We start from the raw sequence: 26,583 nt of genomic DNA, 5'->3' as shown, positions 1-26,583 counted from the left end.
GGTTCGGTGACGCTATGGGGACTGGTTCGCGGTCGGGCGGTCGCCGGAGGTCAGGCCGGCGGTCCGGAGGCGGGGTTGAGGGTGATGAGGAAGCCGCGGGTGGCGCTCGTGCGGGGCAGCTTGCGGATGTCGATGCCGCGTTGACGCAAGGCCGGTGCGAGGGACGTCAGGCGGGCGGAGAGCAGGGCTGTGGTCTTGGGCCAGGTCTCGGGGACGGGGCCCGGTGGTCGCAGAACCTCGTCGATTTGGCCCGTGGTGGCCCGCCACTCGGTGCTGCCGGCGGTGGCGGACCAGCGGGTGAGCGCGGTGGCGACCGGGTCGGCGTCGATGACGTCGTCGGTGATCGCGTCCTGGGACCCGGTGTAGGTGTTCAGCGTGTCCCAGCCCGTGACCTGGTCCAGCGCCCACAGCAGTTCGGCCCAGTCGGCCATCCGCGGTTTTTGGTCGAGCTGGTCGGCCGCGTCGGGCAGGCGCGCCCACACCGCGGCCGCCAGGTCGAGCAGGCCGCCGAGGATGCGGCCGTGGGCGGCGCGGTAGCTGCGCCACAGGTCGTGCTCGCTGCGCCGGGCCTTGGGATCAATGGCCTCCAGTGTGAAGGGCAACAGGCGTTCGGCGAGGTCGGGCTGCAGGGCGCCGACGTCGATGCCGGTCAGCAGGACCGGGCGCTGGTAGGCCCAGGAGGTGACGTCGTCGTCGGTGTAGACCTCGCGCTTGGCAACGGAGGCCCCGGTGACCGCCCGGCACAGGAAGTCCGAGAGCCACTGCGGGATGCCCGCGAGGTTGTCCAGGCCCATGGTCCACCCGGCGGAGGCGGCGACCGCGCCGTCGTCCTCGGAGCGGGGCACGTTGCGGACCTCGGCGCGGATCCCGTCGAGCACGCGCAGCAGCTGCCGGGCGGAGGTGGTCTTGGCGGTGCCGCGTTCCCCGTTGAAGTAGGCGATCGGGCGCGGCATGTCGGGTCTCAGGCCGGCCAGCAGCCACGCGACCGCCATCCGCCAGGACGGCTCGGCCAGCGCGGACAGCTCACGCAGCAGCCCGAGCCCCGCCTGCCAGCCGCCCGGATCGCGTTCGGGCAGCGGGAGTTCGCCGGTCAGCCGGGTACGCCGCCACAGCGGGCCCTCGCCGGTGGGCGGCGTGGTCACCGACCAGGTGCCCGGCTCGATGAGCACGCTGCGCCCGTCGGAGCGGCCCAGGTCGAGCCAGGTCGCCTGGTCGTCGGCCGGGTCGGGGGCGATCCGCAGGCAGACCGGCTGTTCCTCGGCGTCCAGGGCGAGGGCGTCCATGGAGGCGATCGCGTCGGTCAGGCATCCCTGGGACGGGGACCGGCCGGTGCGCAGGACATAGGCGCGGTTGAGGAGTTGGCGCAGGGAGCCTGTTCCGCCGAAGCCGCCCTTGGCGCGCAGCGGGCGGGCGATGGGCGGCCCGTCGACGGGGACGGCGTACGCGGTCTGGTCGTGGCTCACCAGGTGGTACTGGTCCATGCCCAGGTGCAGCAGGATGTCGGCCTGGTTCAGTTTCGGCTCCCGTTCGGCGGGGCGGGGCTCCTGCGGCCTGCCCTCGCCGGCCTGTTCGGCGGGTTGGGGTTCTCGGGTCGGGGAGGGCAGCGCGGCGCGGGAGGTGAGGGGGTGGTTCATGACCGTGCTCCCGGGCTCGGGATGGTGCGCGGCGCGCGCATGCCCGCCTGAAGTGCGCGGCGGAGGGTGGACTGGGCTTTGGCCTCGCCGGGGTCGATCCCGGCCTGCTCGGCGGCGTCGGTGAGCGCCTGGTGGACCTGGTCGTGCTCCAGCAGCCCGGCCCCGACCAGCTGCCCGAGCCGGAAACCTGCGCGGTTGAGCTGGTCGTTGCGGCCGGCGCGGGCCGATGCCACCGCCTCGAGTTCGCCGCGCAGCGCCGCGGCGGCGTACGCGGAGGCGTCCCTCGGACCGTGTTCGCGGGTGGGGCGGGGAAGCCGGACCCGGTGGGGCGGGCCGGCGGCCGGGTCGCGGTGGCGCAGTCCGACGCGGTCCAGCTCCAGTGCGACCCAGCGCGGCAGACGGACCGGGCTGTCCTGGTGGCCGGCGATCCGGTAGCGGCCGGCCGCGGTGACGGTGCCGGGAGCGACCGCGGTGGACCAGCCGGCCCGTACGTCGACCTGCCAGCCGAGCCGGCCCGCTCCCTGCACGTATCGGCTCGTGTCCCCGGTGCGGTACCAGAGGTGGATCCCGCCGGACGGGGTCTGCACGGTCAGCGTCGCCGGGGTCTCCAGCAGGCTGGCCGCCCGCCGTACCCGGCACAGCAGCTCCAGCACGTCCGCCCCGGTCCGCACCCGGTCCAGCTCCGTGTCCGGGTGCTGCGTCAGGTCGACGCCCGGCAGCAACAGCGCCTGCTCCGGCGGCGGACGGTCGTGGTCGTCGAGGTCGACCACCACCAGGCCGGACGGTCCCGTGGCCACGCCGACGCCGAAGTCTTGGCCTTGCCACCAGCGGTGGATCAGCTCCCGCTCCCGCGTTGCCGCCCGCACCCCGTGGCAGTACCGCCCGGCCTCACCGCACGCACACCCGTCCGCATCAGGGAAGCCGCACGGCGGGCGCGCCCCGGTCGACGGCGGCCGGCACCTGCGGCAGTTGCCCGCCGGACGCTTCGACCCCGGCAGCAGCGGATGCACCGACCACCCCCGCTCAGCGCACCGCAGGGCCAACTCCAGTCCCCCGATCACGCCGCGCTCACCGCCTGTCGGCACTCGCCCGCCGCCGGCCGCGGCACGCGGATCTCGTCGTCGAGCGGACGCGCCGCCAGCTCGACCATCCGCTGACGCCAACCGACGGCCTCCTCGGAAGCCGACGGCCGATCCGCGGCCCTGACCTGGCCGAGCCGCTGGGCGAGAAGGAGCTCCGCGCAGCGCTGCCGCGCCTGCTCGGACGCCGCCCGGGCCTGCAGCTCACCGCTGCGCCGCGCCCGCTCGATGGCGAAGACCCGTTCGGCCTCCGTCTGGGCCTCCGCCGAGTCCAGCAGAGCGTCCACCGCGCGGGCCCGCTCCGCCCGCAGCAGCTCCTCGGCCAGGTTCTGCGCCTCCCAGGCCACCGCGGCCTCCGGCATCCCCTCGCGCCGCAACCGATCGGTCGCGCGGTCGACTTCGCCCTCCAGCCGGACCCGGTACACGGCCAGCCGGTCCGCCACCACGCCTAGATCCTTCACCGGCCCGTTCACGGCGGCCGCGACCTGCGCCGCCTCCTCCACAGCCGCACGGACCTTGCGGTTGTACGAGCACACCGGGCACAGACCAGCGGCCTCCGGCACCCCGCACTCCTCACACGCCCGTGCCGCCAACTCCGCCTTCGCTACCTCGAGTTCCTCGCGCTGCTGCGCCCAGACCACCTCGCGGCGCGCCCGCTCCACCACGGCACGCTCGCGCCGTACGGCGTCCCGCGCGGCCCGCAGGGCGACCTCCCGGCTCAGCCTCCGTTCGACCTCCGCCTTGGCCTCGGCCGGCGCCAGGCCGGGTAGCTCGGCGGCCACGGCCTGGACGACCTCGTGCCGCAGCGCCCGCCGGTCCCCGATCAACAGCTCGCAGCTCGGGCACACCAGACCGGTGTCCATCCGCACCTGGTCATCGCACGCCGTCGCGTAGCACTTCGCCCGCTGAGGCAGACCCCGCGACAACAGCCAACCGACCGGCTCGCGCACCCGCTCACCGTGCTGAGCAGCAAGCCGCCGGGCCAGCCGCTCGGCCAGCACCACCGGCGCCTGCTCCGAGCCCACGATCCCGGCCAGCCGCTGCAACTCGGCCTTGAGCGCCACCCGCACCCGGGTACGCCCCCGGCATGCCCGATCCGAGCCCACTCCAGCTGCACCGGGTCCAGCACCCGCTCCAAGCCCCGCGGCAACGACCACCGCAACCGGACCGGCTTCGCGACGACCGGCCCGGGAGCCGTCTGCCCCACCCCCGCTCGATCCGGCTGCTGTTCCCCGCGAAGCGGGCCACCCTGATCACCCGGCTCGTCGACCACGCCGATCCTGCCCGCGCCGGATTCGACCTCGCGCCCGTCCGCGCGCTCCGGCAACGGTGGGAACCCCAACGCGGCTTCGCCGGAAAAGCGAGATGAAGCAGTACCAGAACCACCTTGAATAACCACCGACGCGTGGTCGGCGTGGAGCAGTGCACCAACAGCCTCTGCCTCCGACGCCCTGACCCCTTCCTTGTCCTCGCGTTCCCCCAGGTCAGAAGCACTTTTCGGGCCGGTCCAGAGCTCCTTGGCACCCTCCTGATCCCTGAGTGCACCATCGCCCCCGTCATCCAGGCCGCCGTCCACGACATCGAAGAACCCCTGCTGAACCCACCCCTCCCCCGGCTCCGCTGGCCGCGCCTCGTCCAATCCCGAAGCACAGTGCGCGCAGAATCGCTCCGCTTCTGGAGCGACCTCCTCCGCCCGCTGATCCTCGGCCAGATCGGGCACCATCCGCAGCTCGGCCGCGGCACCCCGGCCATGCGCGGCCGCCACCGCCGGCACCACCATCCGAATCCGGGCACCGGGCACACCCCTGCCCCGCACCTCCAACGCCCCCTGCTGTACCAGCCCGTCCACCACCCGGGCCGCCTCTGCCACCGAGCACGCCAACAGTCGCGCAACCGTCGCATCCGCCCGGTCGTAGTCAGCCGCCACCGCCCCGCCGACGAGCCGCACCCGACCATCCGGCCGGGCCGCCAGCACCAACCGCAGCAAGGCCAGCCGCTCCGCCGCAGCCCCCCGGCCTCGCCGAGCACCAAGTAGACCCGCGGGCGTCTCCCGCTTGCCCACCGGCGCCCACCCTGGCGCGAACAACGCCTCACACAACGCCAACAGGACCGACAACTCACGCTTCTCCAGCACCAGAGCGTCCGGGCGACAACGAGCCTGAGCAGCCGTCAGAGGAAGCAACTCCCAGCGCAGTCCATCAACCCGCCGAGTCCCGCCGACGGTCTTGGTCACCACCTTGGTTGCCACCGCACCCGAACCACGAAGGCCAGGAAGCACGCGGTGATCGACCCAAGACTCAGACACGCCCAGCCACCGGGCCAACTGGCCTGCACGAAGCTCAAGTTGTGACCCGCCTGCTGGCGACTTCGCCAGCAGGACAACAGCCGCCAGGGCTTCAACCAGCGGACGCCGACGAAACGATCGGTCCGTTACGAGAGCCTCAAGTGCGTCAGAGAGACGCTCCCGCATCCGCGGGAGCAACAACAACGGCGCAGACAACGCTGAGGCATCGGCAGACCTAGGCGCGCTGGGTGAGGGCGACCACTGGTCTGATGCGTTCCGATACCCAGGAAGCGAGCGTGGCCTCTTTGTGCATGTTTGGGCGTAGTTCGAAGAAGACTCCTGAGAGTCCGTTTTTGGCAACACGAAACTAGCCCCACGGCTGGCAGCTATGATCTGCTCCTGTCGAGGGATATGAGGGAAACCGTCATCGCCGTCCGGCCGGCTTGGGGAAGCACAGGGGCCAGACGCGACATATTCAGATAGAGCGGGCATCACCTCCCTTCGACGGGGCTAGGGGGCGCAGAACACCAACTGCGCCCCCTAGCCCCGTCGTGAGCGCACGATCAGCGCTGGCCAGCAGCCTTGACCTCGAGGACGGCGGCGTAGGGACGTGACGAGGTATGACGCCGGCCCTCGCACACCAAATGACGTGGCAAAGAGTCAGGCGCTGGGTAGAGGGACAGCCAGCCGGGCAGCGGCTCAGCCGCGAGAGGGCGAGCTGCGCGCACAGCGGTAGTGCGAGGGAGCAGGCCGGGAGGGCGCTTCCGCAAGACAGGGCACGCAGGGCCCCTTGCGAGCGCCGTCAGCCTGGGGCAAGACGGCATGGGCTACCAGTTTCACAAGCGTGACGAGGGAGACACGTGTAGCCGAGGCTCCGGTGGGTGGAGACGACTCGGCTGGGGGCTGGTAACCTCAAGGATGGCGAGAGAGGCTACCTAGCCTTATCAGTCCGGCACCCACCCTGTTTGCGGCAGGTACGTGGGTGCCGTTCTTTTTTATGCGGCTGCCTTGGCGGCTCCTTCTTCGTACTCGTTCGCAAGGCGCTGCTGAAGCTCTTCGTGCCAGGTCCCGATGGGCAGGACGTGGTACGGCAGCTTGCTCGCGAGAGCCTCCTCGCTGAGCTGCAGCAGTTGGTAGTCCTGGTGCGCCAGGGCGACTGACTCGGGGAAGGCGACGAGCCGTGTTCGCGGGTGAATCTTGTCTTCCGAGCCTGGCTCGGAAGCCGCGACCAGCAGTTCCATCACTATCCGAACGGCATCCCAGTCGCGCTGGAACGCTGTCGTAGTGCGTTCGCCCTGTTGAGAATCCCGGTTCGTCGACCGCGTAGCGCCGAGGGCCGCAGCCACCTGAGCGAGGACAACGTCGTGCGGGCGCAGCTGATTTGCGTCAGGTAGAAGGCCGATTCGAGCCAGGTTCTTGAGAGTTCCCGCGCCGACTCCGGACCATTCGGACACGGTGCGCTGCGACATCGTCCCGTTTCTGCGCACGGGTGAACGACGTGGCGGCACTTGGATCTCCCTCCGCTGGCAACTGGCAGGTGAGCACGAGACTATCGCGCTGTGCTGCGAATCATACGACCCTCGCGCATCTCTGATGCAAACCCATAGTTTTCAGCGTGTCGCCAGGCTGACGCGCTGGCGGTATCCATCCACGCCAGGACCTCCCGATTGGCGAATATCCGCAGGTAGATCGGCATATTGCGACGGGGGGCATGGTTCGCCGAGGGGGCTGGCCTGCTGGCAGGGGAGGGTCCCGCATTCCCGAAAGTGCACGAGGGTCGCGCAGTTTGGGGGCCGACGCGCCTTCGGCCGACGGCGGGTTCCCCGAGCGTGCGTGCCTGCGGACGGCAATCCTCGGGCGCGAGGGCATCTACGGAACCCTCGTGTCCCTGTGTTCCGCGCCGTGTCCCGACACGTGTCCCAGCTTGTGCTTATGTGAATTGTTGCTGAAGGAAGAGGGGCGAGCCGCGACGGCGGCTCGCCCCTCATGGACGACTGGGCCCAGGCCGGCCTTGAGCTTGTGTCAGTCCGTTGCCGGGGCCTCAGCCCTCAACTGCTCAAGGAACGACTGGACGATCACGTTGACCATATGGCCATGCAGACCAGTGGTGTTTGCGAGAAGAAGCTCGTCCATCATGTCGTTCAGCCAGTCGTCGTTCTCCCGGCTGATGCTGTAGTGGTTGGGGGACGCTGCACCGCTCTCCTCCCCCAGGTGACTGTCTCGGAACTCGTCAGCGGCCTTGATGAGTTCGGTGACCGAGACGTGGCGTGCCAGGGTGATGGAGGCGTCCAGGTACTGGCTCGGCTTGAGGTTTCTGAGCCCGAGCATTCGCTTGTCGCTGACCATCTGGCGATTCACCGCGATTGCGACGTCGGCATGGAGCCGGATGTTGCGCTTTGCAGGCTTCGTACCGGTTCGTGTCGCCTGTGCCTGGCGGTAACTCCTCGCGAGCTCGATGTACGCGACTGGCAGCCCCTGCACCTTCTCGGCGAGCTGCGGCGGAAGAGCGTCGAGCATTCGCCTCTCGGAGAATCCGCTGGTGGCCGGGAAAGCAGGCCCAGCGGCTCTCCGAAGGGTGACTGCGCCCCCAGACGTCTCGCGACCTCCTGGCGCCTCTTGTCCGTAGACGGGCAGATCGGCGGCAGCGAGGTCTTCAGACCGGAGACGGCGCGGCGGATTTTCAACTGGCGTCTGCGCAGGGATGGGTGTGGTTGGCGCAGGTGAGTCCAGGGTGTCGAGCCGTGCGCTTTCCGCAGCCTGCAGCCTGTTGATCGCAGGCGCGGCCGCGGGTTCGCGTTCGGCGGGCGTGCGTGTACCCGCGGACTCCTCGTGAGCGACTCCAACGTGTTCGGGTGCGGCCGCTGGTGCGAGCTCGGTTGGCGTGCTGTCGGCGGTCGGCTGGTCCTGCACAGGCCCGGCTGGCTCACTGTCCACCGGAGGCTCGGGCACATGTACGTCAGTTGCACTGGCAGACGCGCCGGCATCCGCGGGCTCGGTCTGTTCGGGTGCGGCCGCTGGTGCGAGCTCGGTCGGCGTGCTGTCGGCGGTCGGCTGCTCTTGCACAGGCCCGGCCGGCTCACTGTCCACCGGAGGTACCGAACCGGACGTCGCCTGGGGATCGCTGTTGATCTTGGAAAGGGCGCCAGACGCTGACAGCTGGTTCAGCTTTCCGAAAGCAGCGCTGGCCTTCGGTGCCTTCCGCCGTCGAGCGGGAGTCTGACTCCCTCCTTTGGCTTCAGCCATTACTGGGCCTCCACCTCGTCCTTGAGCCAGGCAGCTTCTCGCTCGGCGATCACGGAAGCCGGAACTCCGAGCGCCTCGGCGAGTACTGACCCGAAGTGGCCGAAGTCGTCTGGAATCGAGCCCCAGGTGTCAGCGATGCCTTCGAGGAGAGGAATGGTGCCCTCCAGGAGATCCACGCTGGGAAGGCCGTCCGGGTGGTCGGCGCTCTCCCCGTTGATGAGCCCCTGGATGTAGTCGCGAGCGTTGGTGAAGCTGCTGCGCTTGGGGAACGACTTAGCGAGCATGACGAAGAGGTCGATGCGCTCGCCCATCTCCTTGAGGAGGTCGAACGTAGTCGTCAACTGGACCACATCGCCGACGTGCTGCTGGGTCGGAACGATCCCTCGCTTGGTCAGCATCCAGGCGGTCTTCAGGACCCCCTTATCCGTGGGGCCCACGTCGATCACCAGGTGCTTGAAGCCTCGCGCCATGAGATCCGTGACCTGCTTGGCCATGGCGGGGCCCGTGTACCCGACGACGGTTACGAGGGGCGGCCAGTCGTCTCCGGCTGCGGCCTGCCATTTGAGGCAGGTTTTGTTGGTGTCGTCGGCGTCTACGAGGAGAACGGGTTCGCCGGTGAGTGCCAGGATCAATGCAACGTAGACCGACAGGGTCGTCTTCATTACGCCGCCCTTGGCGTTGCCCATGGTGATCTTCACGCCGTCAGGCGTGTTGAGGGCAGCGAGGACGGCTGTCCTCAAGGGTTCCGGGAGGCTGTAGATCAGTTCCCGAACTTCGGTGCTGACGTGAGAAGGCACTGTCAGGGCAGGCGGCGTGATGTTCCCCGAAAGGAACGTCGCGGGAACCGCAGCGGCTTCGCGGGCCGGAGAGGGCACCAAGCCCTGGGCCTGCTCCGTAGCGAGTTGCTCAGGCATGAGAGTGGAGTACCTGCTTACTTCTTGGCGAGTTGCTACTTGTCGGCCGAACAGTCCAGTCAGTCGATGCTTCGGCGACCCTCAGATTGCGGTGAGTGCCGTAGTGGTGGGGCTTCCTGATGGGGTGACGTGAAGCCCTACGTGCTTCTCGTGACCCGATCGCTGATGCCCGACGGCTGGTCGCTGCGACGCCGAACTTGCTGGGTTGCTGCCCGGGTGCCACCCAGTCCACTGGACGGCGGGCTCACGCTAGCAGAGATGAGATGACTCACTGGGGTTGGCACGCAGAAAGAAGCGCGCAAGGGGGAGTGGCGTGACGGCTCGGAACGCAGTCCGCCGGGCGAGTCTAGGGTCGCCCGGGTGTGACTCTGGAGTGTCTGCAGGCCGGATTCAGGAATGCACTCGCTGGTCGAGATTCGGGGGAGCGGTCGACTGACAGAGCCGGTCGTGTCCCTGTGTCCCGCGCTGTGTCCCTCCCTGTGTCCTGGGTAGTGAACATGTGAAAGCGCAGGTCAAGGCGTGTTTTTAAGATTCCTTTACTGAACGCAAGAGCTGATCTTGTGAGGCTTCGGCAAGCGATCTGCGCCTTGGTCTTCCTCCCGAATGCCTTAATTTAAGACATCAGGCGTATGTCAACTATTCGTGTCAATAAGTAAATTCAACCCACGTGCGCGCTGCGTCGCGACCGGCCAAAGACTCGGAGGGAGGGAGGATCCGTCCTCCGAGGGCGGACCGTTCCGACGTGGAGCAGGTGAACTACGTCGGCGCTCATGGCCTCAACGAAGGACACGAACGGGTGAATCGGCTATCCCTCACGCGTTGGCTCGCTTGGCCCGAGGCCGGAGGTCGGGGCGCGGTCAGTCCACCGACTTGTACCTGTCGGTAGGGCGTTGCACGGGTCGAGCGCGAATGCCGGCACGTCGACCTCGCATCGGCGAGTTGACGAGCGACGACGCGGGTTGGGTACGCCCGATAGTCCGGCATGAGACATGTCCGACGCTCAACGAAGCAGCTTCCCTGGGTGGCCGGCGCGACCTTGACTGGCGGGCCGAGCAGGAGGAGTCGCTCGGCCGGGCCGCCCAGCTGTCGGCCGCCAAGCGCGGCCGTCTCCCGGGTGTCCCTGTGTCCCGCCCTGTGTCCCGCCCCGTGTCCTAGGTAGTGAACATGTGAAAGCTCATGTCAAGACCGCTGGAACGCTGAGGTGCACGAACCAGCGCGTCTTGTGGGTCAGCCTGCCGAAACCGGCGCGAGGGTGCCGTGTTGCCTGTCAGGCTGAGCCCTCGCATCACCGGGGACGTACGGATGGAACGCACCATGGCACGCAGCTCGCTCACCGCCGCTCAGCAGCGGCGGGTGCAGTGGAAGACTATCGACCGGGCGTTGGTCCCCTTCTCCACCGATTCGCTCACGGTGCTCCTCCAGGCCGCGCTGGCGTCTCCGGGCTGTTCCCGCGTTCACGACCATCTCCTGCTGCTGTGGACCCGCACTCTGCGAACTCCCGCGCGTACCGGTGCTGCTGCGGCCGCTACGGACCTGCCGGGGCTGGTCGAGGCCGCCGGGCGGGCGGCGCCCGGGCGCGGCGTGGTGACCGACCGGGTTCCTAGTGACGTACGGGGCAGGGTCCGGTTCGCCACCCGGGCGGGGGAGCGGCTGCTGGTCCATCCCGGCCAGCTCGCGCACCCCCTCCTCGTCCTGCGCAGCCTGCAGCTGACCGCGCTGGCTGTCGATGAACCGGCGCGCGCAGCGGTCGGGTTCGGCCTGAGCGACGTTCTCGAGCTCGCGCTGCGCCTGAGCGACCACACCCTCACCGCGGTGTCCCCGGCATGGCCGCCTGCCGCGCCGGACGAGGACCCGCAGGTCGTGTGCGCGCTTACCCAGGACGAGGTCGGCGCCGCCGGTCTGCTGGCCGGCGCGGACCTGGACGCCGTCACCGCTATGTGCGGGCAGCCGGCGGACGCCGCGCGGGCGCTGGATTGGCTGACCGAACCGATCGAAGGCCTTCCGCTGCGCTACCACCCCCAGGCGCCGCTGCTCGGGCCGGTCCTCGCGGTCACCGCGCACGGCCGGAGGGTAGCGGTGCCGGCCTGCGCCGCGACCGATGCCCTCGCCCCGGCCGCCGGCCGCCTGCTGGCCGCTCTTCCCGCCCCGGAGGTGGAGGCCGCCGAGGAGAGGTTGCAGGACCTCGTCGTCTCCCGCACCGCGCAGCTGCTGGGCATGGAAGAAGTCCCGGCCCGTCCCGGCCGGGTGTGCGTGATGTCCGCCCCCGCCGACCGCTACGACATCGCGATCGTCAGCGCGCTGGCCGAAGGCGCACTGTCGTCCCGGATCGAGGAAGCCCGTTCCGTCCTGGGCGAGTTGGCGACGGGGCGGGGTCGGCTGGTCGTCTACGGCGGACCGCGGTTCCTGGGCCCGGAGCTCATCGAGGACACCGTCTACCTGCACACCGAGGAACTCGCTGAGATCCTCGCCGACGCTGAGGGTGACCTGGCCGTACTGGCGCTGTTCGTCCTGGAACTGACCGAACACCCCGGCGTACACGGCGTCTTCTACCGCGACGTGCTGCACGCGTGGACCGCGTGGCGGCGCGAGGCGACGCTTCTGCTGCCGGGCCCGTACCGCGACGAGGTCGCCGCCGTCTCGCCGGCCGTGCACGATGTGTCCTGGGACCGGGCCGCGGCGTGGGCGGCCACCGACGAGGTGCTGGCCGCCGCTGAACTGCCCGAAGCCCTCCACTGGCGCTTCGCCCGCCTGGACAAGCCCGACCCGGACCCTGTGGGCGACCATGCCGACCTCGTCTACCCCACCTCAACGGGCCAGATGATCGCGCATGTCTCCACGCTCCCACCGCTCGTGGTCCTCGCCACCGTCCGCCCCGGCCCGGACACGTTCCTCGACCCGGGCACGATGACCGGACTCGCGGACGCCCTGCGCACTACCCTGGTCACCTGCCCGACGGTCGCCGACCACGCCACGCTCCCCGACGGCACCCCTATCGTCATCGAGCTGACCGCAACCGCCGAGCCCCACCAGCCCCCGGCAACCGCAGGCGTGGACACCGAACCCGACGGCGACCCGGAAGCGGGGGAGCGGCTGCTGCTGCACGTCGGCGCCGATCCGGACCGTGCCCGCATCGGCGTCGACATCGACCCTCCGCTGCTGGCCGCGTTCACCGGCGACGGCCGCCAGGGACACCACATCGTCGGCCAGGTGCTGCACCACCTGCTCGACCAGATCCGCCAGGCCCGCGGCGCCGGCCCCGGCACCGACCGGGAGACCTACCTGGCGGAATGGGACACAGCCCACCCGGTCCTGCGCCTGAGCGGCGCCACCAACTCCTGGCCCGCTACCGCCCCCGCCTACACCCTGCCGCGCTCGCCCCACCTGCACGCCCGCGCCCTGCGCACCGCGGCCGCGGCCGTCCGCCGAGCCCGGATCCCGGCCGGCACATGGAGCGGCCCGCAGGCCTACGCCCGGGGCGGTCCCGCCGAACAACTGCTGCACGCGCTGGAGGAGATGCTCGCCGAGCAGGTCCGCGCGCACCGGCCCGACCTGGTCGACGAGGTGGCACGCCACCTGAACGCCGCATGGTCCAGCCGCACGCGCGGCGACGCCGAGGCCGCCGCGAACCTGACGGCGCCGTGGGCGGAGAACTGGATCGAGGAGGCAGGCCGGCGCCAGAGCGACGGCGCCAACGCGACCTCCGCACTGCAACTCCTGCTCCAGCAGGCGATCGCCACCCCGCCCGCCGGCGAAAAGCCCGTCGACACGATCGCGGTCGCCGAGCTCGTCGCCCTGGCCGAGCTCGTACGCCACTGCGGCACCACCGCGGTCGCCGCCGCCCGACGCCTGCACGACCTCCACCTGCAGATCCACCCCACCGGCGTCTTCACTCTCACCGACACCCCCGACTCGGCCGACAGTCAGCGCGCGGACGCCGAACTCGCCGCCCACCTCGGCTACGACGCCCACGCCTACCAAAGCGCCCGCCAGCAGCACCGCATTCACCGGGCCGCGAGCGCCGATCCCGAGCCGCTCGACGCCGCCACCGTCCTGGCCGGCCCGGGCATCCGCACGGCGACCGAGTATGCCCAGGCCGACCTGCCGCCCCGCAGCCACCTCGCCCAGGCCGACCGGCTGCTGCGCCAGCACTGGAACTGCGGCTTGGCCGCCCTGGGCACGGTGCTGGCCACCGCCGCCGACTGGCCCACCGGCCCGCAAGGCACCACCGCCGTCACGGCCGAAGACCTCGTACGGGAAGCCGCCGCCTGGTCGAACCTGCCCGAAGAGGAGCTGAGCGCCGCCACCGAGCGGCTGACCCTGCACCCGGGCAACGCGGCCGGCGCCGGAGCGCACCCCTACACCGAGGTCGAGCGGCGCACCCGCCCCATGACCCACCCCCTGATCACCGCCGGGGACCGGCTGCTCGTCCTCCCCTGGCTCGTCCACGCCGCCCAGGAGCTCTACGCCGGCTACATCGACGAAGGACGACTGCCCCGTCCGGATGTCCCCGATCCCGTCGGGACGGCCCTGCTCCGCCACCGTCAGCAGCTCGACGAGCTCCTGGAGAGCGACCTCAAGGAGATCGCCCAGCAGGCAGGGCTGCCCCACCGCTTCCGCCTGCTGGAGAAGACCGCCGCCTCCCTCGGCATCCCCGGCCTGACCGGCGAAGTCGACCTGCTCATCGCCGACCCGGACCGCGGAAGACTGTGGGTGATCGAGGCCAAGAACCCGGTGCCCGCCGTGGCACCGCACGCAGTCCTCCAGCACATCCAGCGCTTCACGACCCGCTACCGCGACAAGCTCCTGGCCAAGACGGCCACCATCGCCGCCTTCCCCGCACCGGCCGCGGCGGCCTGCCGGGCCGACCCCGAACACCCCTGGCGGGTCCTGCCCTTGATGGTGACCCGCGCTGTGGAGCCCGCCGCGTTCGTCACCGACCCCCGCGTCCCCTACACCACCGCCGACAACCTCGCCCACGTCCTCACCACGCCGGGCGACCCTTCCCCGGGCTGGGTCCCACGCCAGGACTGAACCGGCACAGCCGGGGAGCGCTCGGCCAGGGGCGCGTACTCGGGAGCTCCTCCCGGCCTGCCGGGCAAGGCCAGAGGAGTCCGTGCCGACCCGCCGCAGGCCTGCCGCCCAGCCCCTCCCGGCGCGGACGGGTACAAGTACCGGTGTGGGCAGACTCCAGTGGGCGCGCATCGTGGAACGCGCTGCCGCCATCGTCACCAGCTACCAGGCGGCCGGCGGCTGCACCCTGCGCCAGGTCTACTACCGGCTCGTCTCCGAAGGGGCGATCCCGCACACGCCCCCGGCCTACCGGCGCCTGTCCGCGCAGCTTGCGCAGGCCCGCCGCCAGCAGCGCTTCCCCGACCTCATCGACCCTCTGCGCGAGATCCACGTCCCTCCCGCATGGCCGGACGCCACCACGTTCCTGCGCGCGATCCCAGACTGGTTCGCACTGGACCGCACAACAGGACAGAAGGCAGCCGTATACGTGGCCTGCGAAAAGGACACCCTGCGAGCCCAGCTCACTGGCTGGCTGCAGGACACAGGCATCCCCGTACTTGTCGTCAGGGGATTCGGCAGCCAGACCTACGTCCAGGTCGTCCGCGAACGCACATCCCGAGACCCGCGCCCGACCGCGCTGCTCTACGTCGGGGACTTCGACGCCTCCGGCGCCGATATCGAACGCGACTGGGTGGCGCGCACCGCCTGCTGGGACTCCGTGGAGCGGGTCCTGCTCACCCACGACCAAGTCCGCGACCACGCCCTGCCGGCCGCCACGGGCAAGGCCGGTGACCCGCGCTGGCCGGCCTTCGCCCGCCGGCACCAACTCGACCCGGCCCGACCGGTGCAGTGGGAAGTCGAGGCGCTCGACCCCGCCGAGCTGCAACGCCTGGTCCTGGCCGCCGTCGAACCCCATACCGACCGAGCCGTGCTTGCCACCCGGATCGCGGAAGAGGACCGCCAGCGCCGACAGCTCAGGGCGATCGTCGACGAGGCGACAGGCCGGCGCAGCCCCGGCGGCGGCACGTAGCCTCTCGCGCTCGGGCGCCGAGCCGACACGGTGCAGAACGCCGGGACCCCAGCTGGCAGCGTGGTGACCACGTGTCGGTCGGTTTCAGCGATGACGACGCGCTTCGTGTCCCCGTACGCGAGCCCGGCCGGAATCCGACATCGGCTCAGCTGGCGATGAAGGGCTCCAGCGTCTTCTTCGACGGGGTCGGCTTGTCGTCGAGCCGGATGAACGCGCTGGCCTTGGCGAGTGAGAAGTAGTGGGAAGCGTCCGTCACCGGCGGGGTCGGCTGCCCGTCGACGAACCGGACCTTGCCGCCGACGTTCTCGACGGTGAAGGCGTGGCCGCCGCCGTTCTTCCACCACACCGCGACCATCCCGCGGGAGCCGGGCTCGCCGAAGGCGCGCTCCACCTCCGACCGGCCGACATCTGAGGCCGAGCTGTCGCAGAAGCTGAAACTCCCACCCCATGCATCGCCGAGCTCGCCCACGTTGCGGCCGTCCGTCGAGTCGGGGCCAGCCTCGACATCCAGCCCGCGCCGACGCAGCTCATACGCCTGGGCAACGTGGCTGCAGTTGTGCGAGTAGGCGTGGACGCCCTGCTGGTAGTGCGGGTTGGCCGCGTGCAGAGCCTTGTCGACCTGCTTGTTCGTCTTGCGGGACTCAACGACCCGGGCCACAGACCCCTGCGTGTGGTACCGAACCACCGCGGCCGCCTGGTTCATGTGGTTCTTGGCGTCGATCGCCGCTCGCTCGGCGGCATCGTGGTCGCCGGACTGGGCCGCGGCCCGGGCGCGTTCGGCGCTGGCCTGCGCCCGCTCGTGCGCCTCCCAGGCAGCCCCGCCGTAGTCGATCTCGCCCTCATCCAGGGCCTGCCGGTAGATACGCGCGGCGGCGGACGTACTGGTGGCGTACCGGGCCCGTCGCATCGCCAGACTGCTTCCGCGGCACCGTCGTCCGCCCTGTGCCAGTGACCTGCACACGTTCAACTCCCCTGACTGGCCTTCGTGCTCTGCCTGATCAAGGGGTCAGGTTCGGGGGAGTTGCCTGTGGACAGAGACCTCCGCCACCCCGCGGGCCCGGAGACTGCGCGCGGCGACGTCGAGGCCGGGAGTGCGGGTGGACCCGGCGGGCGCCGACTCCGCGAAAGACCTGCGGCACGAGGCGGTGGTCCAGATGTGCGGCCAGCTGGCGGAGAGGCAGGAATGCCGGCTGATCAGGCCGAAGGCGCCGAGGGGCAGACGATGACCGGGAACTGTATGGAGGCGCCACCGGCGGTGAAGACCACAAGGACGGGCCCGGGGCCGCCCCAGAACGGGCTGACGTCGACCGGCGTGGTGGCCTCCATCGCGAGCAGCCAGACGCGGACCGAGATCGTGCTGACCGCGTACATCGTCAGCTCCCACGGGGCCGTCCGGTACCCGACCACCTCAGCCCGCGCCAACTCCTCGGCCGGGCGGTCCTCGGCGGACATCGTCAGGTGGACCTGGTCGTAGACGAGACGGACTCCTTCGCTCGCGCGCGCCCGGCGCGGCGGTACGGCCTCAACGATCCGCAGCAGATCCGCCGCCGTCACCGTCGCCACCGTGTCCCCCTACCCCTTCTGCGAGGTGACGGACGCGGGTCCGGCGCTGCCGGCGGAAGTGCCGGGGTCCGTGGCCGGCGCGCCCGCTACGTGTTCGCCCAGCTCGGTGAGCAGCGCCGGATTGACGATCCGCACGATCGCCTCGATGTCGCTCCGGTGCGCGGCCGGCCACAACTCGGCCCGGGCGGCCCGGTACTTCGCCGCGAGACGGTCGCGCTTGGCGGCCGGCAGCTGGGCGGCCCGGTCGGGGCGGGAGTTGTGCGCGTTGTCGGCGATCTTCACCAGCGTGGCCAGCGGATCACGGGTGATGCGCCGGATCTTGTCCTCGTACGGCACGCCGTCCTGGTTGGTCACCGCCTCCACGATCGCGACCACCCGGCCGGGCACGCCCGCGGCGAGCAGCCGCTCGGCGGTCCAGGCGGTGTCCTCGACGACGTCGTGCAGGAGGCCGGCCATGACGAGGTCGTCGCCGAACGGGGCGAGCCCGTCGGCCACGGCCTGGACGTGCGTGAAGTACGCGGTGCCGATCTTGTCGACCTGGCCGGCGTGGGCGAGCTCGGCGAGCGCGCGGACGTCGTCGACGGACGTCACCGTCGGCAGATCATCGTGCATATCGGTTCCTCTTCCGGAGGGGTGGTGCCAGCGCAGGACCGCGGTGGCCGGTGCCGGGGACGGTCAGGCGGCTGTCGGGGCGGCCAGGGCGTGCGCGGACTCGCGGGCCTCGGCGAGGGCGGTCTTGAACGCTTCGCCCACCGTGGTCGCCTGCTCGGTCAGGCCGTCGATCTCGGCGACCGCGAGGTCGTCGCGGACGCTGCGGGCCAGCAGCTCCAGCAGGTCGCTGCCGGCCGCGGAGATCTGCTGGATCTGGAGGAACTCGGCGTAGCGCCAGTCGGCCTCGGCGGTCTGCTCGGCGTACGTCTCCAGCGCCGTCATCCGCCGCTCGATGCCGTCCAGCGTGGTCTGCAGTACCGCGCGGTGGGCATCCAGCACGGGCCGGACCTCCTGGCCCTTCGCCCACGTAGGGGTGGAGCGTTCCACGCGGCTGTAGGCGCGGAGCATTTCGGCGATCTCCCAGACCTGCTCCGGCAGCACCACGTCGTTGCGCTGGCGGTCGAGGTAGTCGTCCCGGTGCACCTTCGAACGGCGCACGGCGGCGACGGCGTGGCCGGCGCGGGCCAGGAGCTGCCCGGCGGCGGGGACCAGGTCGGTGTCCAGGACGTACTGCTCGCGAGCCTGCTGGATCCGGCGGAGCCGGTTGCGGGTCACCAGGCCTCCTACGACCGGGATGATCGACATGAGCACCAGCCAGGTGACGCCGACGCCGACCGCAGGCCACATGAGCCCCTTGAAGGGGGAATCCGGGCCGGCGCCGCTGAAGAAGGCGATACCGCAGGCGCACACGATGCCCGTCTCCCACCGAAGGGGGAGCTTCAACTCGCGCCAGATGCTGCCGTCGGCAGGATCCGGATCGCGCAGCTCGGCGGGCTTCGCGGCGCGCAGCACCTCCTGGACCGCGGCCGGCAGGTCCGGGTCGATGGTCAGCCGCGGCACGACGAGCTTGCTGCTCGCGCGGTCTTCCTTGCTCCCGGTGTCGTCCTTCACGGTGTGGTGTCCCCCTTGGTCGCAGTGCGGTGTGGTGGGCGGTTCAGCGGGCGTTGGTGCCGGCGGCGGCCGCTCCGGCGTGCCGGCGGCCCTTGTCGGTGACGGTGACGACGATGTCGGTGTCGTGGTCGGGGAGCTGCTCGGCGCGGTAGGGCTTGCGGGTCTTCAGCAGCCGGTGCTCGACCAGCCGGCCCAGGACGGCCTCCAGGTCGACGTCGCCGGCGGGCCGCGGGTGCACGCGCAGGCGGCCTTCGTCGAGGACTTCCTCGACGTGGAGCGCCTGGTCGGCGCTGTGCTCCGCCGGCGTGTCCGCCGACCACGGGAGCTGCGTGGCCATGGCGTGCAGGAGCTTGAGGATCGCGCGCTCGACAGGGGAGAGGTCGAGGTCGGAGATCCGGGCGCCGCGGGTCGCGTTGTGCTCGGTGGCGGCGTAGGCACGCACGCCGTCGGCGAGGAAGACGGGGCCGGCGGCGAGTTCCTGGACGACGTGCCGGCGCAGGGGCATGCGCTTCGCGAGGCTGCTGATCTGCTGCTTGGTGACGCCGACGATGTCTGCGGCCTCGGTGACGCCGGCCAGCTCGGGCACCGCCGGCTGGGCGTTGCGGCGGTCCAGCTCGGCCTCGGTGATGACCTCGGCCCCGATGACGGTGTCGGGGGTGATGTCCTGGGTCATGGCCGCGGCCTGGGCGTACTCGATGCCGCGGGTGACGGCGTCGACGACGCTGGCGGCGTCGACGAACAGGCGCACGCTGAGGTTGCCGTTGCCGGCCGGGCCGGCGCTCGGCCCGCTGTGCGGGTGGCGCTCGAGCAGCGCGTCGATCAGCCCCTCGTAGAGGTCCGCCGGCGCGTCGGGCACCGCGAACTCCACGTAGACGGAGTGCGGGGAGTCGGTCATGTCTTCCTCTTCTTCATCGGGAGTCGTCGGTGACGGCGCGACGGCCGGGGCGCCGGGTTGCCCCGGCGCCCTCCGGCAGATCAGGGCTGGAAGCCCGCGCGCTTGAAGTACGCCATCGCGTTCTTCAGGCCTCGCGAGTCGCTGGGGGTGCTCGGCATGACCTGGACGAACTTGCCGTCCTTGAAGACGCGGTAGTGGCCGTTGCGCAGTGTCACGTCGAAGCCCTGGCTCTCCAGCTTCTTGATGAGCTGTCGGGTGTCCTTCTTGCTGGCCATGTTCTCCCCTATTGCTGAACGCCGTCAAGAATTATGATGACACATAAAGCTGAACTCTGTCAAGAATTATGGTCAACCATGTTCCGGAGGGGCCGGGAGAACCGGCGAAAGGCCCTCCCACCAGGGCCTTACGGGCTGAAGCCCGCAGGCCGCACACCCCTGTGCTCGATCTGCGCCGTGGGCCGGGAGGCGTTCATCGCCCGGCCCGCAGCGCGGTGGGGGAGCGCGTTCAGCCCTCCGGCGCGTTCGCGTCCGGCATGGTGGCCAGCACGCTCAGCAGCCGGTGGGTGTGCGTGCGGCGGCTGGCCTTGTCCCACACGTTCCATCCGGTGTCCGAGAGGCTGCGGCGCACCTCGGCGAGAGCAGCGTTGCGCACCGGGCGCAGGCTGCCGACCTGCGCGGGCCGCTTCCCGGTCTCGTTGCTGTAGCCGTCGATGAACCATTCGCACTCCACGGTCCGCTCGCCGGTGGGGACGACGAAGAGCCCGAGCGCGCCGTGCTCCCCGTAGCCCCAGCGCCAGTCCCGGCCGATGACCGCCAGCGGAACACCCGCACTGCGGGCCTGCGCGAGCGCGGCCCGGACCGCCGGGTGCCCGGCGTGCTCGGGCAGGCAGCCCACGAACGCGTCCCGGCTCCCCTCGGCGCCTTCCGCGCCGCCTTCCCACAGGTGGCCGGCGCGGCGGGCGAGCGCGGCCAGGGCGGGCGGGTGCGTCACCGACGCGGCGGCGTGCATCACCGCGCGGAACTGCTCGGGCACCTCGGTGAGGTCGGCCCGCCCGTCCAGGACGGGAAAGAGCACCGCCGCGTGGATCAGCAGACTGACCAGGCGGTCGTCCGCGTCGGTGTGCGCCAGCCGGTCCATGGCCCGGCGGAACCGGGCCCGGACGTCACCCATGCCCAGCGCCCCGTCGGTGGCAGGGGTGTGGGCGGGGTCCGCGAGGTCCCGGCGGGCCGGGCACTGCTCGGCGCCGCTGCCGTCGGCCCAGGCGCCGACGGCGTTGTCACTGCCCGGCTCCGGGTCCTCGTAGGACCAGGTGATCGGCTCGCCGCAGTGCGCGCAGTCGGCGAGCTGGCCGTCCTCGGGCAGGGCCGGGGTGTTATGGCCGTCCCGGTTGATCTGGCGCAGGGTGCGCCCGCCGGGCCCGAACTCGACCCAGCCCTCCCGGTCGCCGCCGTCCACGGCCCGGCACCACAGGCGGCGCATCGTCCGCCCGAACCGGTCGGTGAACTCCTCGGCGGGCCGTACGACCTGCGCGCGGCGCCCGTCGCCGTGGCCGCGCACCAGCACGTCCCCGACCTTCAGGTCCTCGAACGCGACGTCCTCGGTGTCGGCGAGGATCTTCTCCCAGCGCAGGTCCTCGGCGGCGCGCGCCTCGGCCTCGGCCGCGCGTTCCTGCGGGCTGCGGTACGGCTCCAGCACGGTGGTGAAGCCCTCACGGCGCAGGGTCAGGCCGTCGTCCTCCCAGGAGTGCGAGGCGCCGGCGCGCAGTTCGGCCGCCGCCATCTCCACCGCGACACCCCGGCGGAAGACGCCGATGTCGGTACCGCGCGCCGTGGTGACCCGGCTCTCCCACCGCGCGAACGCCTCCGGCAGCAGAGCCTCCGCCCGGCTCAGCGACAGGGCGGTCTCGACCTGCGCCGTGCACGGCCGGCTGGGAAGGTCGCCACGGGTGCCGCGCGTACGGCAGTCGCGGCACTCGTACACGAACGGGCTGGTCGGCCAGCGCTGGGACGTGGTGTCCCCGGCCCGGGCGCCGGTGTTCCACACCGCGTGCGACCCGGCCCGCAGCGCCTCGACAGGCCGGCGCGTCGCGCCCGCCGGGCGCAGCTCGTCCAGCGTGAAGACGCCCTCGCCACCGGACCAGCGCACCTTGTACCGGCCGCCGTTGACGCCGTGCGCCACCTTCGCGGCGAACTCCGTCCCCACGACGTGCGCACGCTTCTGCCGGTCCCACGTCACCGGCCGGACGGTGACCTCGCTGCCCGGTCCGTAGACGTCATGGTCGGCGACCGCCGGCTCGGCGCTCTCCTCGGCGGTCGCCGGGCGCACCTCGATGCGGCCGCGCCGGTCGCGGAACGGGAGGAGGGCCGCCTCGCCGGGCAGGTCCTCGACCAGGACGCCGTCGTCGAGCGCCGCCTCGATCTCGCCCAGCGCCGCGCGGGCCGGCACGCGCCGCGCCGTGCCGCCGTTCACCGAGCGCATGAAGTAGCCCTGGGCGGCGGTGAGCTGTTCCGGTGACCGGCGGTCCGTGCGCTGCTGCCACAGTCCGCGGGGGGCGTGCTGGGTCTCCCCGTCCGGGCACATGAAGTCGTCGTCCCCGCCCCACCACAGGCCCTTGTACAGCCCGATGCGCTTGCCGCAGCGGCGGCAGTCGTCCACGGCTTCGTTCCGGGCGGGCACCGCGGGCACCGCGGGCACCGCGGACGGCGTCGCGGCGGAGGCCTCGCGGCGCAGGTCCCGCGGGTGGACGGTCTTGTGGCGGACCGTGTCGGAGGACGCGGTGACGTAGGAGACGGTCACGTTGACCCGTGCGATGCGGGTGACCTGCCCCCGCCGCCACAGGCCCCAGCTGTGGACCCACACCGTGTCCCCCTCGCCGACCTTGCCCGCGGCGACCAATTCGGCGGCGCCGGGGCCCACCGCGGCCAGCGTGCGCAGGACCGGCAGCAGCCGGGCATCCAGCAGCGCGCGGTCGACGGCCTGGCGGCCCCGCCTCACCGCCGCCTTGACGGTGCGGGCCCGGGTGGTGACCGGCTGTCCGTTCACCCGCAGCGCGAGGTGGGTGAGGATCGTTGCACCGGCGCCCACTTCGCGCTCCGGCACGGTCACGACGCGGATGTGGCTGCCGCGGTAGGTCTCCTCATGCTCGCCGGCGGCGCTCTGGCTCATACGGACATTCCCTTCTGGGCAGCTGCGGGCAACCGCCGGCAGGGCGGGCTCGCTGGACAGATGGAGCCGACCGGGCCGACGTCCGGCAGAGAACGCGAACGCGGGGCGGCGGGCTGGGCTGAGAGGCAGAACGGACACTCTCGAGGCGTTCATTAGTCTATATAAATAGGGCTTTAGTGTCAAGTTTTATGTGTCATGCGCGGTGAGGGTTGACGGGTCGTCGGTTGATCCAGGCCCGTTCAGCCGGATGTCAGCGGCCCGCCGAAGTCGCGCTGTCTGCTGGGGCGATGGGGGCCTCGCTCACGCCGGTGCAGCCGAGGTAGGCGAACAGGGGGTCGGCCACGTCCTCGTGCACGCCGGCGGCGTGACGGTCGCACAGCCGGTAGCGCCGGGTGCGGCGTTCGGTGAACGTGACGGTCAGCAGCTTGGTGGCGGCCGCTCCACAGCCACCGCGCTGGCGGGTGTAGGCGTACGAGTCGCACCTGACCGTGCTCATGCTCGGCTGCTCGGTCTCGGGCGGAAGGGGGGTGGCGGTCGGCATGGTCTCCTTCTTCTTCATGGTGGTTCGTGCTCTGGGTGTCCCGACCGGCCGTCCAGCCCGGTGCGGTGTGCGGCCGCCGACTCCGGCGGCCGGTAGCGATCAGCCCAGGCGGGGGTCCCAGCAGTCGTCGCAGCACCAGGGGTTGGAACCGTCTTCCGCGGCGTGGATGAGGTGGCCGGACGATGCGGGCGCGATCGCGCTCTTGCAGAAGCGGCAGTAACCGACTGGTGAGGGTTCCTCCTCGTCCTCCGCGGGGGAGTTGTAGTCCGCGAGCGCGTCGCGCACCTGCTCCTCGGTGGGGTACTCGTCGAAGGATTCGTCCCGCAGGAGGTCGCCGGTCTCCGCGTCCGTGATGTCGTAGCTCAGCCCGGCGGCGTCACGCCAGACCAGACGGGTGATCTCCACGCGCCGGCCGTCGATCACGTACTCGCCTACGTGCTTCTCGGAGATGACCTTGTCGCCCACGCGGTGTTCCTTTCGTCGGGAGGCTCTGCCGTAGATGCGGCAAGCTCCGGGGAAGTTGGCTGTGTCGCTGTGCGGGCGGAGCGGGAGGCGGCGCGTGGCGGGCCTCCCTCCGCGGCTGGTCCGCGCGGCGTTCAGATGCGCTCGACGTGAGCGAAGACCACGGTGTCGGCACTGTCACGGTCGAAGCCGCGCTCACCGGAGTGGTGGACGAAGCGGTACTCGCCGGGCGGCACGTCCACGACGGTGTCGGACCAGCCGAGCGTGGCCGGGTCGCCGCCCCGGGCCTGCCAGAGCTCGAAGTCGGCGCAGGAGTACGCCCACAGGTCCGTGCAGATCCTCGCCAGGCAGTCGCTCTCCGCGAGGGAGGGCTCGTCGTCCTCGTCCAAGCGGGGGCTGGCGATGATGTAGGTGTCCGGCCCGGTGCGGTACAGGCCGAGGCCGCAGTTGTCGGCGGGACCGAAGGCGCACCCGGCATCGGCCATCTGCCGGATCGCCTGAGCCTTGCCGAGTGTCGACTCGTAGCTCATCGGGTCGGCGTCGACCCAGGTGAAGACGGGGCGCAGGTCGTCGCTGACCAGCAGCTTCCCGGACGGAACGGCGATGGTGATCGTCGTGGTGATCCCGTCCGGGTAGGGGCACGGCTCCACCACGTGGACCGCGTCATCGGTGAACCGGTAGGTCGGCGGCTGGTTGCAGACCCGGCAGGCGTACTCCGCACCCGAGACCATGGGGTCCATGTCGTCGAACAGCCACTTCGCCTCCACTTCTCCCGAACGGGAGAGCACGTGGCCGTTGGCCTTCAACGGCATCCGCTTGATGGTCATCCGGTGCGCTCCTCGGGGTCCTGCCGCCTGACGTGGTAATCATTATTCTACCTTCAAGGGCTACGTGAGTCAAGTTTTATGTGTCGTCCTTTGGGTGGGTGCACCTGGCTGTGCTCGGCCGGCCGACGGAGATCTCCGGGGGCGTGGCGCGCTATCGTTGCCCGCGGCAGGAACTGCTGCCACCGTCCGCATCGAGTGGCCCGGACCCACGGATGCGACCCGGCGGGAAGAGGCGAACGCCACGTCAGTCGCACCGACTTCACCTGCGTCTGTCGGCGCGCCGGTCCGGGCAGTCGCGCCGCAGGACGGACCTCTCCATGTCCACCGAACGCCAGGCCGTACGGCTGCGCCGGCAGTACACCGGCGAAGGCCACCAGGCCGCTCTCGCCTTCTACCGCCGCCACGGCATGCACTTCGGGCTCGTCCCGGACAGCAACGACCCGCAACAGCAGGCCTTCGAGGCCGCGGTGCTGCATACCCTGGCCCGCCCCCACCCCGCCCTCGGCCCGCTGGACACGCCGGACGCGATGCTGGGAATCAGCGCCGCGTCCCCCGGGGTCGAGAGCCTCGTGCTGTGGCCGCATCCGGACCACCTGACCGACTTCCTGCTGCACCTGCTGCCCACCCGGGCCGCCGGCGGCATCGCCGGAGTGCCCGCACTGCGCGCTGCCACCGGCCCCTACCAGGACCTCGTCGTCCGGCTGCTCGGCCGGTCCGCGCGCATCACCGTCCGCGCCACCGGAGCCGACGTCGAGCGGGCCCGCGCCGCGGCGCTCACGGCCGGCCGTGAACCGCTGTGGGACCAGCGCGCGGCGGCCGAGGGGGAGCGGCGCGCCTGGGGCACCCTCGTGGACGTCTTCGCGCCGGGCGAGAGCGCTTTGTGGAGCCGGGCGCTGCGCCGTCCCGCCCTGACCGGCGCCACGGAGTCCACCCCGTGGGCCGGCCGCGCGCCGCTCGCTCCCGAACTTGAGGGCCCCAAGCCCCAGCAACTGCTTCCCCGCCCGGTCGGTCCCCTCGCCGGAAGCGTCCGAGGCGTCGTGGCCATCACCCCCGTCGCCCAGGGCGGCGTCGGATGCAGCACCGTCGCCCTGCAGCTCGCCGCCGCCCTGGCCCGCGGCGGCACCCGCGTGAGGCTGCTGGCGGACGGAAGTGACCCGTCGTCCCCGCTCGGTAGGCAGGACCAGCGAGACGAGGGCCCCTGGCACCTTGTCGCCGCAGGCCTGCCGACCCTGCGCGGCGCCGCTCTGCCGGAGGACCGGGAGGAGGCCAGGACTCTCGTGGAGCTCGCCCGCACGCAGGCCGACGTGGTCCTCATCGACACCGGCAACGGCGCTTACCCGCACCAGCACCTGGTGCAGGAGGCCGACCTCGTCCTGGCCGTCACGCGCTACGACCAACGGCACTGGATCACGGACACCGAGACCGTCGACCGGCGGCCCGAGCACGTGCAGATGTGGGCCTGGCTTGACCAGCAATACCTCCTGCGCCGGCCCCGCCGCGAGCGGAACCGCGAGCAGTTGCTGCTCGACTTCCTCGATGTCGTCTTCGCCGACTGGGTTCAGCAGCGCACCTGGTACGACGACGGTGTCGGCTCGGACTGGGAGCCGGACTGGGCCCTCCTGGCCGAACTGGAGGAGGAGGAACTCGAGGCTCGCGACATCGAGCAGCTGCCCACCGAGGACGACGAGCCCGACCTCGGCAGGTGGCGGACCGAGTTCCTCGCCGCCATCGACACCGAGGGGACACGGCGCCATCCAGCCCTGTGGCCGCAGGTCTCGGCCGTGTGGCCGGAGCGCAGCCGGCGCCGCAACCGGGCCGGTCTGCTGGCGACGCAGCCGGAGGCCGCCGAACAGGAGGCCCGCTGCTGGGCGTTGCTGGAGATGGTCGAATCGGAGGCGATCGCACGATGGGGTGCCGACCTGTGGCGTGACCACCGCGGGCAGTGGGCGGCCCCAGCGGCCGACGACGTGCCCCTCCTTCAGCCGTACGAGGACCTGATCGAGCACGTCAACATCCCGCGCCCGAGTTCCGACGTCGTGGACCTTCTTTTGCGGTCCGTCCACGGGTTGCCCGCCGGCCGCCTGATGATCACGCTCAACCGGGTGCGAGGGGACATCGAGCCGCAGCAACTCGCCGACGTCGATCGCGTCCTGGGGGAGCGCGGCATCCGGGGAGTCGTTTTCGTGCCCCACCTGCCCGAACTCGCCGATCCGTCCTGGGACACCCCCGTCCTGGCCGAACGGGGCGGCCCGCAGGTCGCCGCCGGCGCGCGCCTGGCCGTCGCCGTGACCGATCAGCTCACCACCAGCGAGAGCGCCGCAGAGCGCTGACCTG

Annotated in this window: 19 protein-coding genes; 3 read left to right on the top strand and 16 right to left on the bottom strand. The window is 71.3% G+C overall.

Annotated elements, in window-relative coordinates; translation table 11 throughout:
• Nucleotides 1–50: 50 nt before the first annotated feature.
• The 6 genes from BS72_RS00700 to BS72_RS31850 form a co-directional block, all read right to left on the bottom strand.
• Entirely contained in the window at nt 51–1,634 is a 1,584-nt protein-coding gene (locus BS72_RS00700) for a hypothetical protein (protein ID WP_078900908.1), read from the bottom strand.
• Nucleotides 1,631–2,695: a bifunctional DNA primase/polymerase gene (locus BS72_RS00695; protein ID WP_265736765.1), complete on the bottom strand. Its 1,065-nt coding sequence runs from the start codon at nt 2,693–2,695 to the stop codon at nt 1,631–1,633. Before BS72_RS00695 ends, BS72_RS00700 begins: the two co-directional genes overlap by 4 nt.
• The gene (locus tag BS72_RS36155; protein ID WP_157856104.1) at nt 2,692–3,777 is read right to left on the bottom strand and encodes a hypothetical protein; all 1,086 of its coding nucleotides are present in this window, start codon (nt 3,775–3,777) and stop codon (nt 2,692–2,694) included. The genes BS72_RS00695 and BS72_RS36155 overlap by 4 nt, the downstream gene beginning before the upstream one ends.
• 2,215 nt (nt 3,778–5,992) lie before the next feature.
• Nucleotides 5,993–6,466 carry a hypothetical protein gene (locus tag BS72_RS00680; RefSeq protein ID WP_157856103.1) on the bottom strand — a complete coding sequence of 158 codons (474 nt, stop codon included), beginning with the start codon at nt 6,464–6,466 and terminating at the stop codon, nt 5,993–5,995.
• Between the two features lie 553 nt (nt 6,467–7,019).
• Complete coding sequence (locus tag BS72_RS00675) at nt 7,020–7,514, bottom strand: hypothetical protein (RefSeq protein WP_037905283.1); 495 nt, start codon at nt 7,512–7,514, stop codon at nt 7,020–7,022.
• Between the two features lie 725 nt (nt 7,515–8,239).
• On the bottom strand, nt 8,240–9,154 hold the full coding sequence (locus tag BS72_RS31850) for an AAA family ATPase (protein ID WP_051950352.1): 915 nt from the start codon (nt 9,152–9,154) through the stop codon (nt 8,240–8,242).
• Nucleotides 9,155–10,468: 1,314 nt separating this feature from the next.
• On the opposite strand from BS72_RS31850, the gene BS72_RS00665 reads away from it, so the two are divergent.
• Together BS72_RS00665 and BS72_RS37620 are read left to right on the top strand one after the other, a co-directional pair.
• Nucleotides 10,469–14,185 (top strand): hypothetical protein, encoded by a 3,717-nt coding sequence (locus BS72_RS00665; RefSeq protein WP_037905677.1) that lies wholly within the window; start codon nt 10,469–10,471, stop codon nt 14,183–14,185.
• 145 nt (nt 14,186–14,330) lie between these two features.
• Nucleotides 14,331–15,194: a hypothetical protein gene (locus tag BS72_RS37620; RefSeq protein WP_037905271.1), complete on the top strand. Its 864-nt coding sequence runs from the start codon at nt 14,331–14,333 to the stop codon at nt 15,192–15,194.
• A 145-nt stretch (nt 15,195–15,339) separates the two neighbouring features.
• On the opposite strand, the gene BS72_RS00655 is transcribed toward BS72_RS37620, so the two are convergent.
• From BS72_RS00655 to BS72_RS00610, 10 genes are all read right to left on the bottom strand, one after another.
• A complete protein-coding gene (locus BS72_RS00655) occupies nt 15,340–16,101 on the bottom strand; it encodes a toxin glutamine deamidase domain-containing protein (protein ID WP_037905266.1) in 762 nt (253 codons plus the stop codon).
• Nucleotides 16,102–16,388: 287 nt separating this feature from the next.
• Entirely contained in the window at nt 16,389–16,757 is a 369-nt protein-coding gene (locus tag BS72_RS00650) for a hypothetical protein (protein WP_157856102.1), read from the bottom strand.
• A 9-nt stretch (nt 16,758–16,766) separates the two neighbouring features.
• Entirely contained in the window at nt 16,767–17,369 is a 603-nt protein-coding gene (locus BS72_RS00645) for an HD domain-containing protein (RefSeq protein ID WP_232792167.1), read from the bottom strand.
• A gap of 63 nt (nt 17,370–17,432) precedes the next feature.
• Nucleotides 17,433–18,359: a hypothetical protein gene (locus BS72_RS31840; protein ID WP_051950344.1), complete on the bottom strand. Its 927-nt coding sequence runs from the start codon at nt 18,357–18,359 to the stop codon at nt 17,433–17,435.
• A 43-nt stretch (nt 18,360–18,402) separates the two neighbouring features.
• Nucleotides 18,403–19,254: a hypothetical protein gene (locus tag BS72_RS00635; RefSeq protein ID WP_037905261.1), complete on the bottom strand. Its 852-nt coding sequence runs from the start codon at nt 19,252–19,254 to the stop codon at nt 18,403–18,405.
• An 80-nt stretch (nt 19,255–19,334) separates the two neighbouring features.
• Nucleotides 19,335–19,529, bottom strand: coding sequence for a hypothetical protein (locus tag BS72_RS00630; protein ID WP_037905258.1), 195 nt, complete (start codon nt 19,527–19,529; stop codon nt 19,335–19,337).
• Nucleotides 19,530–19,758: 229 nt separating this feature from the next.
• Nucleotides 19,759–22,419, bottom strand: a complete 2,661-nt coding sequence (locus BS72_RS33425) for a hypothetical protein (protein ID WP_051950342.1) — start codon at nt 22,417–22,419, stop codon at nt 19,759–19,761.
• Nucleotides 22,420–22,669: 250 nt separating this feature from the next.
• Entirely contained in the window at nt 22,670–22,978 is a 309-nt protein-coding gene (locus BS72_RS00620) for a hypothetical protein (protein WP_037905254.1), read from the bottom strand.
• Nucleotides 22,979–23,059: 81 nt separating this feature from the next.
• Complete coding sequence (locus BS72_RS36965) at nt 23,060–23,425, bottom strand: DUF433 domain-containing protein (RefSeq protein ID WP_063835932.1); 366 nt, start codon at nt 23,423–23,425, stop codon at nt 23,060–23,062.
• Between the two features lie 131 nt (nt 23,426–23,556).
• A complete protein-coding gene (locus BS72_RS00610; RefSeq protein WP_037905250.1) occupies nt 23,557–24,249 on the bottom strand; it encodes a hypothetical protein in 693 nt (230 codons plus the stop codon).
• Nucleotides 24,250–24,566: 317 nt separating this feature from the next.
• Here BS72_RS00610 and BS72_RS00605 point away from each other — a divergent pair, with 317 nt between their 5' ends.
• Entirely contained in the window at nt 24,567–26,579 is a 2,013-nt protein-coding gene (locus BS72_RS00605) for a hypothetical protein (protein ID WP_037905248.1), read from the top strand.
• The last annotated feature ends 4 nt before the right edge of the window (nt 26,580–26,583 follow it).

The sequence above is a fragment of the Actinacidiphila yeochonensis CN732 genome (assembly GCF_000745345.1).
GTDB lineage: Bacteria > Actinomycetota > Actinomycetes > Streptomycetales > Streptomycetaceae > Actinacidiphila > Actinacidiphila yeochonensis.
The sequence above is the reverse complement of the archived record's forward strand: the minus strand, read 5'-3'. Positions and strand labels throughout refer to the sequence as shown.

What these genes read in the sequence shown, in the direction of transcription:
- BS72_RS00620 (WP_037905254.1), bottom strand. Translation starts at nt 22,978, where the DNA reads ATGAAGAAGAAGGAGACCATGCCGACCGCCACCCCCCTTCCGCCCGAG.
- BS72_RS00635 (WP_037905261.1), bottom strand. Translation starts at nt 19,254, where the DNA reads ATGACCGACTCCCCGCACTCCGTCTACGTGGAGTTCGCGGTGCCCGAC.
- BS72_RS00605 (WP_037905248.1), top strand. Translation starts at nt 24,567, where the DNA reads ATGTCCACCGAACGCCAGGCCGTACGGCTGCGCCGGCAGTACACCGGC.
- BS72_RS00675 (WP_037905283.1), bottom strand. Translation starts at nt 7,514, where the DNA reads ATGCTCGACGCTCTTCCGCCGCAGCTCGCCGAGAAGGTGCAGGGGCTG.
- BS72_RS00680 (WP_157856103.1), bottom strand. Translation starts at nt 6,466, where the DNA reads ATGTCGCAGCGCACCGTGTCCGAATGGTCCGGAGTCGGCGCGGGAACT.
- BS72_RS00665 (WP_037905677.1), top strand. Translation starts at nt 10,469, where the DNA reads ATGGCACGCAGCTCGCTCACCGCCGCTCAGCAGCGGCGGGTGCAGTGG.
- BS72_RS00610 (WP_037905250.1), bottom strand. Translation starts at nt 24,249, where the DNA reads ATGACCATCAAGCGGATGCCGTTGAAGGCCAACGGCCACGTGCTCTCC.
- BS72_RS00700 (WP_078900908.1), bottom strand. Translation starts at nt 1,634, where the DNA reads ATGAACCACCCCCTCACCTCCCGCGCCGCGCTGCCCTCCCCGACCCGA.
- BS72_RS00655 (WP_037905266.1), bottom strand. Translation starts at nt 16,101, where the DNA reads ATGCGACGGGCCCGGTACGCCACCAGTACGTCCGCCGCCGCGCGTATC.
- BS72_RS00645 (WP_232792167.1), bottom strand. Translation starts at nt 17,369, where the DNA reads ATGCACGATGATCTGCCGACGGTGACGTCCGTCGACGACGTCCGCGCG.
- BS72_RS00630 (WP_037905258.1), bottom strand. Translation starts at nt 19,529, where the DNA reads ATGGCCAGCAAGAAGGACACCCGACAGCTCATCAAGAAGCTGGAGAGC.
- BS72_RS33425 (WP_051950342.1), bottom strand. Translation starts at nt 22,419, where the DNA reads ATGAGCCAGAGCGCCGCCGGCGAGCATGAGGAGACCTACCGCGGCAGC.
- BS72_RS31850 (WP_051950352.1), bottom strand. Translation starts at nt 9,154, where the DNA reads ATGCCTGAGCAACTCGCTACGGAGCAGGCCCAGGGCTTGGTGCCCTCT.